Origin of the sequence: Planococcus ruber, from assembly GCF_022819085.1 — a bacterium.
GTDB lineage: Bacteria > Bacillota > Bacilli > Bacillales_A > Planococcaceae > Planococcus > Planococcus ruber.
Map to the genome: position 1 here is coordinate 1,383,916 of NZ_JALHAG010000001.1, position 18,119 is coordinate 1,402,034.

General features: G+C 45.8%; 18 protein-coding genes. 17 read left to right on the forward strand and 1 reads right to left on the reverse strand.

Going from position 1 to position 18,119, the window contains the following annotated elements; genetic code table 11:
* Positions 1-82: 82 nt before the first annotated feature.
* The 9 genes from MTR82_RS06885 to MTR82_RS06925 all read left to right on the forward strand — a co-directional run bounded on the left by MTR82_RS06885 (position 83) and on the right by MTR82_RS06925 (position 8,564).
* Positions 83-730, forward strand: a complete 648-nt coding sequence (locus MTR82_RS06885; RefSeq protein WP_246808434.1) for an aspartate/glutamate racemase family protein — start codon at positions 83-85, stop codon at positions 728-730.
* A complete protein-coding gene (locus MTR82_RS06890) occupies positions 727-2,289 on the forward strand; it encodes an OPT/YSL family transporter (RefSeq protein WP_246808435.1) in 1,563 nt (520 codons plus the stop codon). Before MTR82_RS06885 ends, MTR82_RS06890 begins: the two co-directional genes overlap by 4 nt.
* Positions 2,290-2,301: 12 nt before the next feature.
* Positions 2,302-3,351, forward strand: a complete 1,050-nt coding sequence (locus tag MTR82_RS06895) for a DUF917 domain-containing protein (protein ID WP_246808436.1) — start codon at positions 2,302-2,304, stop codon at positions 3,349-3,351.
* A gap of 13 nt (positions 3,352-3,364) precedes the next feature.
* A complete protein-coding gene (locus tag MTR82_RS06900; protein WP_246808437.1) occupies positions 3,365-4,306 on the forward strand; it encodes a DUF1177 domain-containing protein in 942 nt (313 codons plus the stop codon).
* On the forward strand, positions 4,303-4,971 hold the full coding sequence (locus tag MTR82_RS06905; protein ID WP_246808438.1) for an AroM family protein: 669 nt from the start codon (positions 4,303-4,305) through the stop codon (positions 4,969-4,971). Before MTR82_RS06900 ends, MTR82_RS06905 begins: the two co-directional genes overlap by 4 nt.
* Before the next feature lie 41 nt (positions 4,972-5,012).
* Positions 5,013-5,873 carry a DMT family transporter gene (locus tag MTR82_RS06910; protein ID WP_246808439.1) on the forward strand — a complete coding sequence of 287 codons (861 nt, stop codon included), beginning with the start codon at positions 5,013-5,015 and terminating at the stop codon, positions 5,871-5,873.
* Positions 5,870-6,781: an aminopeptidase gene (locus MTR82_RS06915; protein ID WP_246808440.1), complete on the forward strand. Its 912-nt coding sequence runs from the start codon at positions 5,870-5,872 to the stop codon at positions 6,779-6,781. The genes MTR82_RS06910 and MTR82_RS06915 overlap by 4 nt, the downstream gene beginning before the upstream one ends.
* A gap of 258 nt (positions 6,782-7,039) precedes the next feature.
* Entirely contained in the window at positions 7,040-8,101 is a 1,062-nt protein-coding gene (locus MTR82_RS06920) for an S-layer homology domain-containing protein (RefSeq protein ID WP_246808441.1), read from the forward strand.
* A gap of 85 nt (positions 8,102-8,186) precedes the next feature.
* Positions 8,187-8,564, forward strand: a complete 378-nt coding sequence (locus MTR82_RS06925; protein ID WP_246808442.1) for a hypothetical protein — start codon at positions 8,187-8,189, stop codon at positions 8,562-8,564.
* A gap of 75 nt (positions 8,565-8,639) precedes the next feature.
* Here MTR82_RS06925 and MTR82_RS06930 read toward each other — a convergent pair whose 3' ends face one another.
* Positions 8,640-9,389, reverse strand: a complete 750-nt coding sequence (locus MTR82_RS06930; RefSeq protein ID WP_246808443.1) for an SDR family NAD(P)-dependent oxidoreductase — start codon at positions 9,387-9,389, stop codon at positions 8,640-8,642.
* A gap of 160 nt (positions 9,390-9,549) precedes the next feature.
* On the opposite strand from MTR82_RS06930, the gene MTR82_RS06935 reads away from it, so the two are divergent.
* The 8 genes from MTR82_RS06935 to MTR82_RS06970 all read left to right on the forward strand — a co-directional run bounded on the left by MTR82_RS06935 (position 9,550) and on the right by MTR82_RS06970 (position 18,101).
* On the forward strand, positions 9,550-9,759 hold the full coding sequence (locus tag MTR82_RS06935) for a hypothetical protein (RefSeq protein ID WP_052650795.1): 210 nt from the start codon (positions 9,550-9,552) through the stop codon (positions 9,757-9,759).
* 238 nt (positions 9,760-9,997) lie between these two features.
* Positions 9,998-10,819, forward strand: a complete 822-nt coding sequence (locus MTR82_RS06940) for a transporter substrate-binding domain-containing protein (RefSeq protein ID WP_246808444.1) — start codon at positions 9,998-10,000, stop codon at positions 10,817-10,819.
* Between the two features lie 93 nt (positions 10,820-10,912).
* Entirely contained in the window at positions 10,913-11,569 is a 657-nt protein-coding gene (locus tag MTR82_RS06945; protein WP_052650797.1) for an amino acid ABC transporter permease, read from the forward strand.
* Positions 11,566-12,288: an amino acid ABC transporter ATP-binding protein gene (locus MTR82_RS06950; protein ID WP_246808445.1), complete on the forward strand. Its 723-nt coding sequence runs from the start codon at positions 11,566-11,568 to the stop codon at positions 12,286-12,288. Before MTR82_RS06945 ends, MTR82_RS06950 begins: the two co-directional genes overlap by 4 nt.
* Before the next feature lie 165 nt (positions 12,289-12,453).
* Positions 12,454-12,786 (forward strand): hypothetical protein, encoded by a 333-nt coding sequence (locus MTR82_RS06955; protein ID WP_246808446.1) that lies wholly within the window; start codon positions 12,454-12,456, stop codon positions 12,784-12,786.
* Positions 12,787-12,965: 179 nt separating this feature from the next.
* A complete protein-coding gene (locus MTR82_RS06960) occupies positions 12,966-13,508 on the forward strand; it encodes a DUF2179 domain-containing protein (RefSeq protein ID WP_110925574.1) in 543 nt (180 codons plus the stop codon).
* Between the two features lie 411 nt (positions 13,509-13,919).
* Positions 13,920-16,361 carry a transcriptional repressor LexA gene (gene lexA / locus MTR82_RS06965; protein WP_246808447.1) on the forward strand — a complete coding sequence of 814 codons (2,442 nt, stop codon included), beginning with the start codon at positions 13,920-13,922 and terminating at the stop codon, positions 16,359-16,361.
* Between the two features lie 288 nt (positions 16,362-16,649).
* Positions 16,650-18,101 (forward strand): amidase family protein, encoded by a 1,452-nt coding sequence (locus MTR82_RS06970; protein WP_246808448.1) that lies wholly within the window; start codon positions 16,650-16,652, stop codon positions 18,099-18,101.
* Positions 18,102-18,119 lie beyond the last annotated feature (18 nt).

Below are 18,119 nucleotides of genomic sequence, written 5' to 3' on the forward strand. Positions count from 1 at the left end.
GGGCAATTGAATACTTTTCCTATCTTTTGCATATAAATAAGTAGTGTCACTATTTATAATTTTTCAAAAGGGGGATGAAATCATGTTAGGGATTATACGTGTACTTACAACAGATAATGAAGAGGTCTTACAAGAACATGGGAAAAAAATCGAAGAAAAATCCTTCGCCAAGACGGTGACCCACTGTATCGGAAGTCAGCCGAATGGCATTTTTGACGATGCTTCTGAACGGGAAGCGATACCGAAAATAGTCGAGCTTGCGAAGGAAATGAGCAGAAAGTATAAATTGGATGCCATTACCATAAGCTGTGCTGCCGACCCGGCGTTGGAGGAAACAAGAGCGCAAGTCGATTTGCCGATACTTGGAGCGGGGGTCAGCGGTGCCCATGCAGCTGCAATGGTCGGCAGTAAAGTGGGGATCGTCGGCATCACAGATGAACCGCCGAGCAGGATGAAAGAAGAGCTTGGCCAGCGGTTTTTCAAGCATCGATTTTCATCAGAATTGCGGAAAACCACTGATTTATTTAATGACGGAGCGAAAGAAGAGTTATTGCGTGTTGTAGAAAGTTTAATAGATGAAGGTGCAGATGTTATTTTATTCGCTTGTACGGGATTTTCGACCATTCGCTTAAAGGATTATTTGACTCTGCATATCAAAATCCCGGTTATCGATTTAGTTGAAGCGCAGGCTATCGCCTATCAATTGATAGGCAAGGAGGATTCTAAATGAAAAAAACCTTTGATTTACCATTTATCTTATTTTCAGTTGTGATTGCCGCTTTCGGGGCCATCATCGGGATGCAGTTGATTACTTCGCTTGGAATTACGCCGAATACTTCAATCATTGGTGCATTAATCGCGATGATGATTGCTCGAATTCCAATGCAGATGTTTTATAAATATCGTTCACTGGAAAACCAGAACTTGGTTCAGACGACCATTTCAGCAGCGACGTTCGGTGCGGCAAATAGTTTACTGATACCGATTGGACTGCCTTATGTCATGGGAATGCCGGAACTAATGGTTCCGATGCTAATCGGTGCAGGAATTGCCTTATTCATTGATGTATTCATTCTTTATAAAGTTTTCGATTCGAAATTATTCGGTTCAAATGAGCCTTGGCCGCCTGGAATCGCGACAGCCGAAGCTTTGAAAGCCGGAGATGAAGGTGGAACAAAAGCAAAGTACTTGGGTCTCGGGATTCTAGGGGGAATGATTGGTTCTCATTTTGGGATTGCGATGTCCGCTTTCGGAGTAGCTTTTATTGGAAACATTTGGGCGTTGACGATGTTCGGCATCGGTTTATTGCTGAGAGGCTATTCTGTGCAATTATTTGGAATCGATTTGAACGAATTATATATTCCCCATGGCATGATGATTGGCGCTGGGATTGTTGCCCTTTTGCAGTTCGTCATGACGTTGGTGCGATCAAACAAAGAAAAAGTGAAACAGCATGTCGAAGGAGACCATATCTATACACGTTCTGAAGCAGATGCCAAAAGAGGTTTCGGCATCGGTTTTGTGCTTTATCTTGGAGGTGCCGCTTTGGTGGCGGTCCTGGGCGGCATCGTAGCGGATATGCCGTTATGGCAAACGCTTTTGTTTGTCCTATTCGCAGCATTTGCAGCGCTTGTCAGTGAAATCATCGTCGGAATTGCAGCAATGCATTCGGGCTGGTTCCCTGCCTTTGCCGTGACTTTGATCGCTTTGCTGATCGGAATGATGTTAGGCTTCCCGCCAGTGGCTTTAGCATTGTTGACAGGATTTACAGCAGCAACAGGTCCAGCATTTGCTGATTTAGGCTATGACTTCAAATCCGGTGTCATCATCCGTAAAGGCGCTGACATCGCCGCCGAGCTGCATGGCCGCCGCCAGCAATTGAAAAGTTCCCTGATCGGTTTTGCCGTCGCAGTGGCAATGGTCAGCATCTTTGCCCAATCATTTTTCGAGCAGGATCTTGTGCCGCCGGTCGACCGTGTATATGCGACAACTATTGAAGTGGGGTTGACGGGTGATGTCGGCATGCTATTGCTCCTATGGGCTATTCCAGGTGCCATCATTCAATTAATTGGTGGACCGAAAAGGCAATTGGGAATCATGTTATCAACGGGTCTATTAATTGTCAATCCGATTGCCGGTTGGGCAGTAATAATCGGAATTCTTATCCGCATTACGATTTTGAAAGTCAAAGGGCCGGAAGCGGAAAATGCCATGTATACAACAGCAGCAGGATTTATCGCCGGAGATGCTATTTACAGCTTCTTTACGTCGATTTGGAAAGCAAGATAAGGGGGAGAAGAAATGTTAACCAAAATTTTAACGATTGAAGATGCAGTAAACGCGGTGTACGGAGGATGTATCCTTGGCGGTGGAGGTGGAGGCTGGATCAAAGACGGCCTTGAAAAAGCGGAACTGATTTTTGAATCGGGCTCTCCACGCTTAGTATCAGTAGAAGAGCTGAATGATGATGATTTCATCGCGTGCGTTTCTCTTGTCGGTGCACCTTCCGCTAAAGAGCAGTTTGTGAGTGCTGAGCAAATGGTGGATACGGTGCTCCGTATGCAAAAGGAATTCCCTAAACCATTAAAAGCCTTGATGACAAACGAAAATGGTGCGGCAACAACGATTAACGGATGGCTGCAAGCTGCCATGACTGGATTGCCTTTTCTGGATGCGCCATGCAATGGGCGCGCTCATCCAACAGGTTCGATGGGATCGTTGAACTTATCGGAACTGGAAGGTTATGAATCGATCCAAACCTTTTCAGGTGGTGCCGGAGCGAAAAAAGTGGAAGGGGTCGTTACAGCTTCCCTTGATTTATCATCGAGTGCTATCCGCTCGCTATCCGTTCAAGCGGGGGGGATGGTTGGCGTATGTCGCAATCCGGTTGATGTTGCTTACATTAAAGAAAATGCCGCCATTGGCGGGATTACACAAGCTATTGAATTAGGAGCCGCATTCTTGGGAGCTCCTGAAGGGCCGGAGCGAATTGAAACGGCAGCTTCCTATTTGAAAGGACGCATCATCCATTCGGGCAAAGTAAGTAAATTTGAACTGAAAGCAATTAACGGCTTTGATGTCGGTTTTGTCCAAATTGACGATTTAGAACTGACCTTCTGGAATGAATATATGACCGTTGAAATGAATGGTGAACGCAGAGGGACTTTCCCGGATTTGATCATGACGTTTAATGCGGATACGGGAATGCCGATCGTCAGTGCAGAAATTGAAGATAATATGAATATCGCTGTAATCTCAGTGCCTAAGGAAAATTTAAAGTTAAGCTCTACAATGTTCAACTTAAAATTATTGAAAGCAATCGAACCGATCGTCGAAAAGAAAATCATCTAAGGGAGTGGAGCTCATGGCTTTAAAAGACACAATGGCCGTCTTGGAACTATTGGACGACTCAAAAGCAAGCGGAAAAAATGTAGTGGAATTATTCAAAGACTTCGAATTTGCCGAAGCAACATACCAGACAGTCACAGGAGAAAAAGGGAACACAGACTTTGTGAAAATTCTTATTAAAGGAACGGAAGGTAAAGCGGATGGAGGAAATGCTCCTACTTTTGGAGTGGTCGGGAGATTAGGCGGGCTAGGTGCAAGGCCGGCACGAATCGGTTTTGTATCAGACGGCGATGGTGCAGTCGCCGCTGTAACCACTGCTTTGAAATTGGCGAAAATGTCTGTAAGAGGCGACCGGTTACCGGGAGATGTCTATATTACAACGCATATTTGTCCGGATGCGCCGACTCAGCCGCATGAACCTGTCGATTTCATGGGATCTCCCGTAGATATCTTAAGCATGAACAAGTACGAAGTATTGCCTGAAATGGAAGCTGTGCTTTCCATAGATACGACAAAAGGCAATAAAGTCATCAATCACCGGGGCATTGCCTTATCCCCGACTGTAAAATCGGGCTATATCCTGAAGTTCAATAATGAATTGCTGCGCATCATGGAAATGACAACCGGCGAACTGCCTGTAACTTTTGCAGTGACGATGCAGGATATAACGCCATACGGTAATGATGTCTATCATATTAATAGCATCCTTCAGCCAGCTGTCGCAACCCAGGCCCCAGTGGTCGGCCTTGCCATAACGGCAAAATCAGCGGTTCCAGGGTCAGGGACAGGGGCAACGCATGAAGTGGATATTGCTCAGGCAGTCCGTTTTGCAATTGAAACGGCAAAAGAATTTACCCAAGGCCAGATTGATTTCTATGATAGGAATGAATTTAATCATCTTGAAAGCTTATACGGTTCTATGCGCCATCTCCAAACATACGGAGAAGCTGAATCATGACACGCTCAAAAGTTGGTGTTTTGACGATTGGACAGTCACCGCGTACTGATGTAACGCCTTCTATTCAGCGTATTTTAGGTGAGGGAGTTGGCATCATCGAAGCAGGAGGATTGGACATTTTAAAGGACGATGAAATGCATTTGGTTTCCCCGGGAACTGTAGACACGATCTATATCTCTAAATTAAGAAACGGCGCATCGATTAAAATTGGGAAATCGAAACTGTTGCCTTTGCTGCAAGATGAACTGAGTCGATTAGAAGAGCAAACAGAGGTCACAATCATGCTGTGTACGGGCGATTTCCCGAGCCTTACAGCTGCTAAGCCGATTATTTATCCGGATAAAATTTTAAATGCGACCGTACAGTCTTTGATGGACAATGGTACGCTTGGACTGATTATCCCGTTGGAAGAACAACGGGGAAGCTTGCTGGAAAAATGGCATCAACCTAATATAGAACTGAAAACTGAAGTGGCTTCGCCCTATGAGGAAAGCGACATACGTGGAGCAGCTCAAAAACTGAAAGAACAGGGCGTTTCCGTCATTGTCATGGATTGCATGGGCTACAACGAATTTCATAAAGAAGAAGCGGTAAAAGGAAGCGGCTTGTCTGTCCTATTGCCGAGGACTTTAGTGGCTCGCATCGCTGCAGAATATTTAAGTTAGTAGATCCGGCGTGCCGGATCTTTTTTGGTAGGAGGAGTTAGATGCCAATAATCGCTTTGCTGAGTTTGAGTTTGTTGTGGGGTTCCACTTTCTATTTGACGAAGATGCTGCTGCCCGATTTCCATCCGGTATCAATTGTCTTTTTTAGATGTCTATTTGGCGGTCTTGCTTTGCTTCCTTTTTTCATATGGCAAAAAAGAAAAGATGAATTTAAAAGAGTTCCCCTGCTGATTTTTATTTCCCTTATCAGTGCAGGTGTTCCATGGACTTTCATGAGTATCAGTATGGGTGGACTTGATACCACCGTGAGTTCTGTGTTGAATGCTACTGGACCGATTTTTGGGATTTTGCTGAGCAGCCTGATTTTTAAAGTAAAGGTGAGCAGGCAAGAAGTTTTAAGTGTATTGATTGGCTTCGCCGGCATTGCCATTGCTTTTCTTATCGGTTCCGAAGAAGCAATCGATTTTCAAATGAGCAGTGCAATGCTCTTATTATTTTCGGTTAATATGTATGCGCTATCAGCCGTTTTGGCAGGGAAATATTTAAAGGGATACTCTGTTGTCACCATTTCTTTTGTTGCGATGGCGGTTGGAACCGTTTTCACTAGTTTTTTTATGCTTTCAATAGACCCATCAAGCTATAAAGGCCTGTTCAATTCGACAAATTTAATGCTCTTTTTACTATTAGGGGTTTTCAATTCAGGTCTCGGCAATATTCTTTTTTATTATTTAGTCAAAAATGGCGGGGCGGTTTTCGCTCTGCTGATTACTTATTTGATGCCTTTCACTACGCTGATTTTAGGCGTATTCCTATTACATGAACCACTTGGCGGAGGAACGCTTATCGCATTGTTTTTTGTGCTGGGTGGACTATATCTTTCAAAAAGGGGCAAACGAACATGACGGATTTTAATGCGACAGTTAAAAAGTTGATGAACGGTAATTTTTCATTGGACAAGAAAAGCTCGATATTGGTGCTGGCTGACCAAAGTACGATGTCTCTAGGCATTAAATTTGCCGAGGCGTTGAAAAAAGATGAATGGAAAATCGAAATTCATATTATGGAAGATCGAATGAAATCGGGTGAAGAACCTCCAGAGGAAACGGCAAATCTCATGTTGAATTTTGATGCGGTATTTTGTCTGACCAAACATTCCTTAACGCATACAGTCGCCAGAAAAACAGCAAATGCAAAAGGCATCAGCGTCATCACGATGCCAGGCATAACGGAAGATATGTTTTTAAACGGGGCGATGAGTGCCGATTACAGCAAGGTGGAAAAAGAGACGATAGAGATGACGGAAAAATTAACAAAAGCTAGATCTTTATCTATCCAGACGGGCAACGGACTGAGGCTGAAAATTGAAATGGACGGCCGCGATGGGGTGCCGAGTACCGGCGTTTTTAAAGAAAAAGGCGCTTCCGGCAACCTTCCTTCTGGGGAGGCATATATTGCACCAGTAGAAGGGAAGTCGGAGGGGGAAATTGAAATCAATGGCTCTATAGCTGGAATAGGCTTGGTGCAGGAACCTATCATACTGACCATTGACAAAGGGCGTCTGATAAAAGCGACCGGTGAACAAGGAGGAAAGTTGCTGGAACTGCTGGGAGATGGCGATGGCCGTCTTCTTTGTGAACTTGGCATCGGAACGAATCATGCCGCCCGTGTCATTGGAAATATCCTCGAAGATGAAAAAGCCTATAATACGATTCATGTCGCATTCGGCTCCAACCACACGTTTGGCGGAGTGATCAAAACAAACGTCCATATTGATTGTGTGACACGAAATCCTAAACTGGATTGGGAATAAGAATATTGCTTCAATAATCAAAGAGAAACCCATGACTCTGCCCTAAAGTTAAGCAGTCAGAGTCATGGGTTTTTCCGGTTTAGGTTAGCGATTGCACAAGTTCTTTTGATAGTTTACTTTCATTCCATTTCTTAAAAATACTAAGAAAAAATTCTGTGATGGATGTTTTCTGAATTTTTAATAAATATTATAGATTTTACTAACTTTCGCTTGTAGAATGGAACTAACAACCAATCGATCCAGTAAAGGAGTGGCGCTATGAAAAAGCTCTTGTCTCTCGTCATCGTTTTGCTTTCTTTATTCCTGGCTTTGCCTGCAGCGGCAGCGGCTCCCGACTTGCCGAAATCGCATGCATTCTATGACGAAATGACGTATTTAATGGAAAAAGGCGTCGTCAGCGGTTATTTGGACGGCACCATGAAACCGGATACGGAAGTGACGCGGGCGCAGGCGGCAGTCATGATCGGCCGCTTGAAAGGCTTTAGCGGTGCGAAGCAGGCGACACCGTTCAACGATGTGCCGAGCGCCCATTATGCGAGCGGCTATATTGCAGAAGCGGCAAAAGCGGGCTATTTGAAAGGCTACGGGGACGGAACGTTCCGTCCGAACGCGCCCATTATCCGCGGAGACATGGCCATGATCGTCGAGCAGGTCTTTGATCTGACGTTCACGTTCAATTCTTCTTTCAAAGACGTCGGGCCGAATGCGGCCTATTCCGAAGCGATCCGCAAGATCCTGGCCGCCAACATTACGATCGGCTATCCGGACAATACCTTCCGTCCGCGCCAAGCGGTCACGCGAGGCCAATTTTCTGCGTTTCTCGCACGGGCACTTGAACCGAAATTTAAAAACGATGCGGCGATTCCCGATTCCTATATGAAAGACAAAACGAAAACCTATACGTACCAAATGTCTGACGGCACGACCGCGGTCCATCGTTTTCAGAATGTGCCGAACCGCGACGGCCTCGTTTACGGGTTTATGTGGACAGCACAGATCGACGGTGGTTCCTACGAATACCTGGAGCTCGAAAACTACAACATCTTTGCATTCGGCTATCCGTATTCCGAATACGACGTTGCCCTCGCTTATCCGGTTCGCGTCGGCAAAACTTTTGATACTGGACTCGGCGATGAAATCATTAAAAACACCATTACCGGAGTGAATAAAACCGTTGTCACCAAGTACAAAACTTTCACGAACGCAACAGAAGTGATGACGCAAAATGGCCTGAGATACTATATGGTCGAAGGCTATGCGACCGTCAAGTCGATCAACGCACAAGGCCGAGTGGAATTGGAGCTCGTGAATGTGCGGTAAGGGTTTATAGATGCAAAAGAGTCCAGCTTCGGCAGTTGCGCGGAGCTGGACTCTTTTGTATGGTGAATATACAGGAGGTGAGGAGATGTTCGGAAAGAATAATTTGGTGCTTGTGTTGGAAGATTACGATTTGTCGTTCAGTGTACGGCTCATGGACCGGGACGGGCTTGTCTACAGCGATAACCGTTTCATGGAGAAGCCGTCGCTGTCAAAAATCCGTTCATTGGTCAGCGCACTCACACAGATTTTCGGCAACTTCAACCGCGTCACCTACAGCAAGAACTTCCAAAAGGTCTGGGACCACGAAGCGAGGCCTGATGCTTTCGGCAAATTTCTGGCCGAAATGTTCACATCGCATGAAGCGGCTGATCCAAAATATTCGACGTGGGAACATTTCAGCGAATTCCTGACCGAGCAGAAGCGGGAAGCGAAGAACAAGCGGCTTGGGGATTTGCCTTTTTGAACAATTCAAATGAAAAAAGCAGCCAGCATCATGGATTCGCTGGCTGCTTGAACAGTTTGTTTCGTTCATTCGTTTTTACAGCGCAGCCATCCCGCCGTCAATGCGGTACTGCGAGCCGGTGATAAATGTGCTTTCGTCTGATGCCAGGAAGACAACCAGGCTTGCAATATCGCTGGACTCGCCGTAGCGGCCAAGCGGAATGCTTTTCGCCATCGTCGCTTCGTCTGCGCCAAGTCCGGTTTCAAGCGACCGCATCATCCGGGTGTTGACTGGAGAAGGGTGGATCGAATTGACCCGGATGCCGTGCGGTGCGCTTTCGACAGCGGCCGCTTTCGTCAGTCCGACCACGGCATGCTTCGATGTGATGTACGGCGAAACGTTTGGCGAGCCGCCAAGTCCCGCGACCGAGGATGTATTGATGATGCTGCCGGATTTTTGTGCCGTCATGATCGGCAGGATGTGTTTCAAACCGAGAAATACGCCGCGAACGTTTACTGAAATGACTTGGTCAAAATCTTCTACTTTCTGTTCGGTAATCGGTGCGACTTTTCCTTCGATGCCGGCATTGTTAAAGAAGATATCGATTTTATTGAACGATTCGAGCGCTTTTGCGACATAGTTTTTCACGTCTTCTTCTTTCGAAACATCGGCTTGGACCGTTAAGACATTTTCGCCTAATTCACTTTTCGCGTCCGCTAAAGCGTCTTCAAAAAGATCGACCAATACAACAGAAGCCCCTTCGTCTAAAAAGCGCTTGGCTGTCACTTTGCCGATGCCGCCAGCCCCCCCGGTAATCACTGCTACTTTATTCTCCAATCTTCCCATGGATCATCCCTCCTCTGATTTGTCGGAATTCATAAAAAATATGTACTCCGTCTTTCATTCTATCCCTTTCATTTATTTATTCAAATGGAAAGCCTGCGGGATGCGTTTTCAACTTGCCAGCCCGGGTAAATAAATAAAAACGTGCGAGGAGGAATCCAATATGGCTGAACACGGAGAATCAGGCATCGACAAATTTGCGAAGAAGGCGAAGCAAATGGTTCGGGGCGATAAAGATCCGGATGCGTTGACGGATAAAAATTTCCAGAATGCACCGGATGAAGGGTCGGAAGACGTGCCGACAGAAGACAAGATCATTGAAGACCACCGGACCGGGGAAAAGACTTTTGTGAAGAATGAAACAAAGCGATAGGCTCTCCACAATAATAATTGAGAAGCATGAACCGATGGAGGTTCATGCTTTTTTTAGTGCAAAAACCGCTATCAAAAGATGTGCTTGACGGAATCTCGTTCGATTGATAATATTTTAATAATTAAAAATTTTCATTTAATATAGTAATTTCGTCATTTATCTAGACGGTTTTGCAAGGGATTAAGTAATGGTTTTAATGGGTGGGAGAAATGTATAGAGATAAAGGGGGAAACAACAAATGAAGAAAAGGTCGATGATCAGTTTCGTATTGATGGGCGCACTGTCGCTCGCACTGGCGGGATGCGGGGAAGACGACACGGCAAATGGCAGCTCAGGGGATTCCGGCGGCGAGAAAGAAAAGCTGCGCCTCGTCACAGACGGCGCGTATGCTCCAATGGAATACTTGGACAATGGTGAAATTACGGGCTTTGGGATAGACTTCGCAGAAGCGGTGGTGGAAGAAGCCGGCTATGAAGCGGATATTGAAGTCATCGGCTGGGAACCGATTTTTGTGGAGATTGAAGGGAAAACGGCCGACCTTGCCGTATCGTCCATCACGATTAATGACGAACGGAAAGAAACATACGATTTCTCTGTTCCTTACTACTTGTCTACGAACATGATCATGGTGCCGGAAGACAGTGATGTAGAAAGCGGCGAAGACTTGAAAGGCAAGAAAATCGCGGTGTTGAACGGTTCGACTGGCCAGGAAGCGGCTGAGACGATTGCCGGTGAAAACAGCACCGACGTCTTGAAATTCGCGGACAATAACTTGGCGATCCAGGAACTTTTAGCTGGAGGAGCGGATGCTGTAATTGCCGACAATACGATTGTTGAATATTATACGCAAATGAACCCTGAGCAGAAGCTGAAAGTTGTTCCGGACGACGATTTTGCAGAGGAATTCTACGGCATTCTGTTCCCGAAAGGCAGCGAGCTGAAAGCGGATTTCGACGAAGCGATCAAAGCCATTATCGATAATGGCACCTATACGGAAATCTATCAGGAATGGTTCGGCAACGAACCGGATCTTGAAGCCTTAAAAGCGCAGCAAGAATAGAACCGCTCCAATTGCGTAGCTCCGATTGCCGGTGTTGCGCAATTTTTGTCAGGAAGATTTGCAGGCGCGGAATAAAGAAAGAGAGGGCGATTTATGGATTTTCGGATGGATTTGATCATCGATTACATGCCTTTTTTCCTGAAAGGCGCACTATACACGATTGGCGTTTCACTTGTCGGCATCTTGCTTGGAACCATTTTAGGGCTTTTAATCGGCATGGGGAAAATCATGCGCAACAAATTGCTGGCGCTGCCATTTATCCTCTACATCACCTTTTTTAGGGGGACGCCCTTATTCGTCCAAATCTTATTGATTCACTTCGGGTTGATCCCGCTCGTTCTCGGACAGACCAATGCCATTGTCGCCGGAATTGTGGCGTTGACGCTGAACGCGGCCGCCTATATCGCTGAGATTTTCCGTGCGGGCATCCAGTCGATCGACCGGGGGCAAATGGAAGCGGCGCGGTCGCTTGGGCAAACGCATGTCCAGGCGATGCGCTACGTCATTTTGCCGCAGGCGTTCAAGCGGATGGTCCCGCCGCTTGGCAATGAATTCATCGTCTTATTGAAAGATTCTTCGCTCCTCGCCGTCATCACCGTACCGGAACTGATGTACTGGGGACGTGCGTTTCAGGGGCAATATTATAAGATTTGGGAGCCTTACTTGACGGCAGCGCTCATCTACCTCATCTTGACGCTGTCGATGAGCTATCTGTTGGGCCGTTTAGAAAAGAGGTTGGCTACAGAATGATCAAAGTCGTCAATTTAAAGAAAACATTCGGAGATAACGAAGTCCTAAAAGACATTTCTGTGGATATTCAGCCGAAAGAAGTGGTCGTTGTCATCGGCCCTTCCGGTTCCGGGAAGTCAACTTTCCTCCGCTGCATCAATTTGCTTGAGAGCATCACGGACGGACACGTCTACATCGAAGGCGTTGACATCACGGATAAAAAGACGAATATCAATAAAATCCGGACCGATGTCGGCATGGTGTTCCAGCAATTCAACTTGTTTCCGCATCGCACGGTTTTAGAGAATATCACGATGTCGCCAATCAAGGTGAAAAAGGAAAGCCCGAAGGTCGCGAAAGAGAAGGCCTTGGTTTTATTGAAGAAAGTCGGGCTTGTTGAAAAAGCCAATGCCTACCCGGATTCCCTGTCCGGCGGCCAAAAGCAGCGCGTCGCGATTGCACGCGCCCTCGCGCTTGAGCCGCGGATCATGCTGTTTGATGAACCGACTTCCGCACTCGATCCGGAAATGGTCGGGGAAGTGCTGGAAGTGATGAAGCAGCTCGCGATCGAAGGCATGACCATGATCGTCGTCACGCACGAAATGGGCTTTGCCCGGGAAGTGGGCGACCGCGTCTTGTTCATGGATGGCGGCTACATCGTCGAAGAAAATGTGCCGTCTGAATTGTTTGCTCGGCCGCAGCATGCACGGACGAAGTCGTTTTTGAGCAAGGTGCTGTAAACAGAAAAGCTCTTGGAGAAATCCGGGAGCTTTTATTCGTGGATTACCAAGAAAACGTTTAATGGCAAGGAAGGATGGGAACGTAAATAAAGGATAGATAGATTTAGACGGGTTTGGTAAGCCGCTAATTCTTCCGATACTTATAGATTAAAGGAGCTGGAATCGATGAGCATGCAGCATATTGTTGCTTCTGATTTAGTGCGCGACGAATACGGAAATTACTACGAAGTCGTCGGCGCGCATATGGAGGGGGACACCTTGAAAGCACTTGAAGTGTCCAATCTTTATTTTGAAAAATCATTCCAAGTTCAGATGAACGATGCTTACAAGGACAAACCGGTTGGGGTTTTGGTCCAAGAGCATATGAATGCCTACATCGAAGCGATTGAAAAAAACAATCGTCCGATATACGGAATCCGTGATTTGATGGTCAATAAGATCAAAGTCTATGCAGTTGATGTGACAAAACCGCATCCAAAACGCAACGTCACCGTCTAAGCGACTGGAGCCGCCTTCCTAACTGGGAAGGCGGTTTTTAATTTTAGAAGATATTTTACGATTATATTGGTTTCCCTGCTTTTTGCCATTTCACGTTTAACGCGCAGGCAAGCGGGAAAAGAAACATAACTAAAAAATAAGAATGGAAAATATAAACTATTCGAAAGAAGGGTTTCTATTTGGGCTTAAATCCGATTGTATTAGTCATTGTTATTTTCATGATCAGCATTGTCTATGTCACGTTGTCGACGGTCCGCATGATTTTGATGATGAAAGGCTACCGTTATTTGGCGGCTGCCTTGTCTATCGTTGAGGTCATTATTAACATTCTCGGTCTAGGCTTGGTATTGGAGAACATTTCGCAAATCCAAAACTTGATTTCCTATGCGGTCGGTTTCGGTGCCGGAATCGTGGTCGGCTCCATTATCGAAGATAAATTGACCTTAGGCTATGTGACGGCAACTGTCGTTTCGCCGGATAACTCGGATCACCTTGCCAAGCAATTGCGTGAAGAAGGCTACGGTGTCACAGATTGGGAAACCAACGGACATGAGGGGCCGCGCCGCTCGCTTCAAATCTTGACTCCGAAAAAACGGGAGCTGAAGCTCTATCAGACCATTAAGGAATTGGAGCCGCAGGCATTTGTCGTAGCGAACGATTCCAAGACGATCCATGGTGGTTTCTGGATCCGCACCGTTCGCCGCGGTAGATTATTTAATTAAAAAAAACCATTCTCGGTTTTAAATCGAGAATGGTTTTTTGCGTTCTTTGATGAGATTCCAGCTTTCAGTTAAATAGAAAGAACGTAGCGGACTTCCGATTGGGTGGTCCGTTTTTTGTGGCAAAGTTTATCGTTTCCTTCTTGCACTATTCCCATTTCTTTCGACATTCATTCTATTCTAATCGGCACTAATTTCATTTTTACTGACACTATATCAGTTTCTTCTTACTATTGAACCACGCCAGGTCAAATAAGGGGTTTAGATGACGAAGCGATAGATAAGGAACCTGCTTGATCGCCAATTTAACGGTTCGATAGTTTCTTCTTTTGCCGGCATTTGGAATTATCCAAGAACTTGCTATTTTATGACAATATTCATAAAATATAGGGAGAACTTGTAAATGAAAAGGGGGTGCGAAGATTGAAGCTGAATGTAGAACAACGCAGGATTGTGGAACTGGAACCATCTGGGCCGATGCTTGTAAAAGGGGTAGCAGGGTCTGGAAAAACCACGGTTGCAATCCGCCGTATCAATTTTTTAAAAGAACATTATTGCCACGAATCTGACGATAAGATTTTGATGGTCACTTACAATAAAACGCTGCTCAATTACATACGCCATCAATATGCCCGTATGGCTGATTCTGATGATGAGTCTGGACTGCAACTTTTCACTTCGGACGCAGAAGTGGACATTTCCACAATTGATAGTTTAATGTACAAAGAATTTATGCGCTATCAAAATCGGCTGCACAAGAAAATAGAAATTGCACCACCCGATCAAATGCATAAGATGATGGTCCAGGCGATTCACCTGGCAAAGAAATCATATCCAGAGATAAAACTATTGTCGCCCAAAAATAGTAAGTTTCTTTTAGAAGAAGAGGAATGGATGCAAGCTTGTGCCATAAGGGAACTGGAGACGTATCAATCAGCTGACCGGATTGGACGAGCTTCTGGCGATGGAAGCACTCCGCAAAAGCTGTTAAAGAATTCGAAGCTTCGAGAAGCTATATTTGAAGTGTGCACGCTATATAAAAATCTATTAGAAAAAGACAATTTAATCAGCTACAAACAGATGAATCTATTGGCATTAGAAGAAATTCGGCGCAGACAAACAGGCAAATACACGCATATCCTCATTGATGAAAGCCAAGACTTGACGCGTGTCCAGCTGGAATTTCTGAAGGAGCTGTATAAGGAAAAAGAATATTCTTCGCTAATGTTTGTGGCGGATAACACGCAGAGTATTTATACACAATCATGGCTTGGGAAAGGTAGGCCTTATACGACCATCGGTTATGATATGAGCGGGAAATCGCGGACGTTAAGTAAGAACTACCGGACGACAACAGAAATTTCGACCGCTGCTTTTCATTTAATCGAAGCAGATGAACATATCCGATCGAATGTCGATTTCGTCAAGCCGGCTTTGATTGATCGGCATGGCCACCCGCCAATTTACCGTTTTTTCCTTACCTCGGACCAACAACTGCAGTTTTTGATAAATGAAATCAATATCTTGAAGAATGATTATGCGTTATCGGAAATTTGCATTGTGGCGAAAGGGAACCGTTATATCGAAAATGTTGCAATCGGTTTGGAGCAGGCGGGGATTCCTAATACAGTCCTTCAACGCAGCGAGCCGGATTTCGAGAGCGATAACGTCAAACTTGTCACGATGCATTCGATAAAAGGGCTTGAGTTCAAAGTCATTTTCTTAATTGATTTGAATAGTGGATTGATTCCGATGGAAGTATATGCAGATGAAGAGGATCAAAAAACGGTGGATTCGGATGAAAGAAAGCTGATGTATGTCGGCATGACGCGTGCAAATGAATTATTGTATATGTCCTCGGTTAAAAAGCCTTCAAAATTTATCAAGGAGATCGACCGAAAGCATCTGCGGATGAAAAAAGATGCTGCTCTTCGGCCGTTTCAATCAATCAGCATGGCAGAATATCAATTAACGAATCAGTTAGTGGATCTCCACTCCAAGGAAGAAGTCATCAGGCAATGGCTGATCCGGGAATTAAAGGAGACTTACGGCTACCCGTTGGAATTATTGGAACTGGAATTTCCAGTCCAACAATTCTCGAAAAAAGGCTATTGCGATATAGCTGTATTGGTTTATTCGGGAGGGCAAGCCAGTCCGTATATCATTGCAGAAGTTAAGCGTTTCGGGAGTGGAATCGACGAAGCGTTAAAACAGTTGAAGTCTTATCTTGAAGCTGATGGAAGAGCGTTTTACGGCATCGCAACAGATGGGCTTGAACTTAAAATCATCGATCGAAATGGCGAAGAAGTTCAAGACTTGCCAAAATGCCGCGCGCAGTTCTTGCCGGAAACGAAAAATAAACAACAGTATTTAAACCTGAAGAATAACCGTCAATACGAATACGCCGTGGACCATGACGAAGCAGATCAAATCGAAGTGAAAGAATCGGGACAGGAAGTCATTATGCAAGTACATGAGAAAGTGAGAGTCCCTTTGCTCGGCAATGTCGCTGCTGGGATTCCGATTCTCGCAGCCGAATCCTTCGAGGCCGAAATCTATTTGCCGCGTGATTGGGTGGTTTCGCCGAACGAAACATTTGCACTCACAGTCACAGGCGACAGCATGACCGGGGCAGGCATTGAAAAGGGCGACCAAGTCATCGTCCATCAGCAAACGACAGCTTCAAGCGGTGATATTGTCATCGCTGTCATTGACCAGGAAGCAACCATGAAAAAATACATGCCGATGGGCAGCAATATTCTCTTAATGTCTGAGAACCCTGCGTACGAACCTATTATGATGCGGAGCGAAGATGTGCATATTAATGGTCGGGTGATTGGAATTTTGAAAAAATAAATGAGAAGCGGATTGCATACATGCAGTCCGTCTTTTTGTTGTTTGGGGGAGCTCTTCTTGAATTGTGTCAGACTCTACATGAATTGTGACGAGTTCTTCTTGAATTGTGTCGGCTTCTACATGAGTTATGCCGGATTCTTCTTGAATTGTGTCAGTTCTCTCCAGCATTTGGTTCCTTTCACCAAAACAAAAAATCTTCCAATTCATTCGAATAATTGGTTTAATCCAATGAGATATTTATATAATAGAAGAAGATTGATGATTTTATTTGGCAAAGGGGATGGCATCATGGAAAAAACAGCTTATGAAATAGAGGAAATCACCATCAGCGACATCCAGCAAGTGTTCAAAAACGGCGAACTGTCTTCGGTGGAACTGGTGCAAGCATACTTGGACCGCATTGAGCAATTCGACAAGAACGGTCCGAAAATCAATTCGGTTTTATCGATCAATCCGGACGCGCTTAAAATCGCAGCGGAATTGGATGAAATGCGCGGACAGGATGGGCAAGGGCCGCTTTACGGCATTCCGGTCCTATTGAAAGACAATATCGATACCGTGGATGCGATGCCGACGACGGCTGGAACCGTTGCGCTCAAAGAAAATTTTGCGCGAAAAGATGCGTTTGTTGCGGCGCAGCTCCGGAATGCCGGAGCGATCATCTTAGGCAAAGTCAACATGAGCGAATGGGCGTATTTCATGACGGAAAATGTGCCGAGCGGCTTCAGCAACCTCGGCGGCCAAGTGTTGAATCCTTATGGTGTCGGTGTGTTTGAAGCGGGGAGTGTCGGCGGTTCGAGTTCAGGGACGGGTGCAGCCATCGCTTCGAATTTCGCGGTGGTCGGCATCGGGACGGAAACTTCGGGTTCGATTTTAAGTCCGTCCAGTGCCAATTCACTTGTCGGCATCAAACCGACTGTCGGCTTGATCAGCCGCACAGGCATCATCCCCATTGCAGAAAGCCAGGATACCGCTGGACCGATGGCGCGCACAGTCGCAGATGCGGCAATTACGCTTGGCGTTTTAACTGGCGTTGACGAAGAAGATCCAGCGACCTCCCGAAATGAAACCCATGCACTATCAGATTACACACCGCATTTAAAAGTGGACGGCCTGAATGGTGCACGTATTGGTGTGGACCGCGCATTGCTTAGCGAAATCGGAAAAGAAGAGCGCGACTTGATGGAACGCGTCATGATTGAACTCGCGGAACTTGGCGCAGAAATAATCGATGTCGAAATTCCGCAGGTCGATGCGAGATCCGAGGTGCTTTGGTACGAATTCAAGCGCGGCGTTAATGCTTACTTGGGCAAAGTTTCAAGCGACGTGCCCGTTAAATCTTTGGAAGACGTCATTGCGTTCAATAAGGAAAAGCCGGAAGAGCGGATGAAGTACGGCCAAGTGGAATTGGAGAAAGCACAAGCGTTGAGTGACGATCCGAAAGATCCGACATATGTCTTCCACCGTGAAACGGATATCCGGATTTCCCGCAGCGAAGGAATCGATGCGGTAATGGCGGAACACAATTTGGACGCTTTATTATTTGAAAACAACCGTGGAGCGGCACTGCCGGCAAAAGCAGGCTACCCGTCGATTACGGTGCCGGCTGGCTACACGAGCACCGGTTTGCCGGTAGGCGCAACCTTTTCAGCAAAAGCATACAGCGAACCAAGATTGATCGAACTTGCCTATTCGTATGAACAAGCGACGAAAAAGCGCAAAGCGCCGGTATTCGAATAAAACAAAACAGCCGCTGGA

Coding starts and splice junctions, on each gene's coding strand:
- MTR82_RS06920 (WP_246808441.1), top strand. CDS start 7,040: ATGAAAAAGCTCTTGTCTCTCGTCATCGTTTTGCTTTCTTTATTCCTG.
- MTR82_RS06915 (WP_246808440.1), top strand. CDS start 5,870: ATGACGGATTTTAATGCGACAGTTAAAAAGTTGATGAACGGTAATTTT.
- MTR82_RS06950 (WP_246808445.1), top strand. CDS start 11,566: ATGATCAAAGTCGTCAATTTAAAGAAAACATTCGGAGATAACGAAGTC.
- MTR82_RS06895 (WP_246808436.1), top strand. CDS start 2,302: ATGTTAACCAAAATTTTAACGATTGAAGATGCAGTAAACGCGGTGTAC.
- MTR82_RS06905 (WP_246808438.1), top strand. CDS start 4,303: ATGACACGCTCAAAAGTTGGTGTTTTGACGATTGGACAGTCACCGCGT.
- MTR82_RS06925 (WP_246808442.1), top strand. CDS start 8,187: ATGTTCGGAAAGAATAATTTGGTGCTTGTGTTGGAAGATTACGATTTG.
- MTR82_RS06935 (WP_052650795.1), top strand. CDS start 9,550: ATGGCTGAACACGGAGAATCAGGCATCGACAAATTTGCGAAGAAGGCG.
- MTR82_RS06900 (WP_246808437.1), top strand. CDS start 3,365: ATGGCTTTAAAAGACACAATGGCCGTCTTGGAACTATTGGACGACTCA.
- MTR82_RS06910 (WP_246808439.1), top strand. CDS start 5,013: ATGCCAATAATCGCTTTGCTGAGTTTGAGTTTGTTGTGGGGTTCCACT.
- MTR82_RS06970 (WP_246808448.1), top strand. CDS start 16,650: ATGGAAAAAACAGCTTATGAAATAGAGGAAATCACCATCAGCGACATC.
- MTR82_RS06930 (WP_246808443.1), bottom strand. CDS start 9,389: ATGGGAAGATTGGAGAATAAAGTAGCAGTGATTACCGGGGGGGCTGGC.
- MTR82_RS06885 (WP_246808434.1), top strand. CDS start 83: ATGTTAGGGATTATACGTGTACTTACAACAGATAATGAAGAGGTCTTA.
- MTR82_RS06945 (WP_052650797.1), top strand. CDS start 10,913: ATGGATTTTCGGATGGATTTGATCATCGATTACATGCCTTTTTTCCTG.
- MTR82_RS06890 (WP_246808435.1), top strand. CDS start 727: ATGAAAAAAACCTTTGATTTACCATTTATCTTATTTTCAGTTGTGATT.
- MTR82_RS06955 (WP_246808446.1), top strand. CDS start 12,454: ATGAGCATGCAGCATATTGTTGCTTCTGATTTAGTGCGCGACGAATAC.
- MTR82_RS06940 (WP_246808444.1), top strand. CDS start 9,998: ATGAAGAAAAGGTCGATGATCAGTTTCGTATTGATGGGCGCACTGTCG.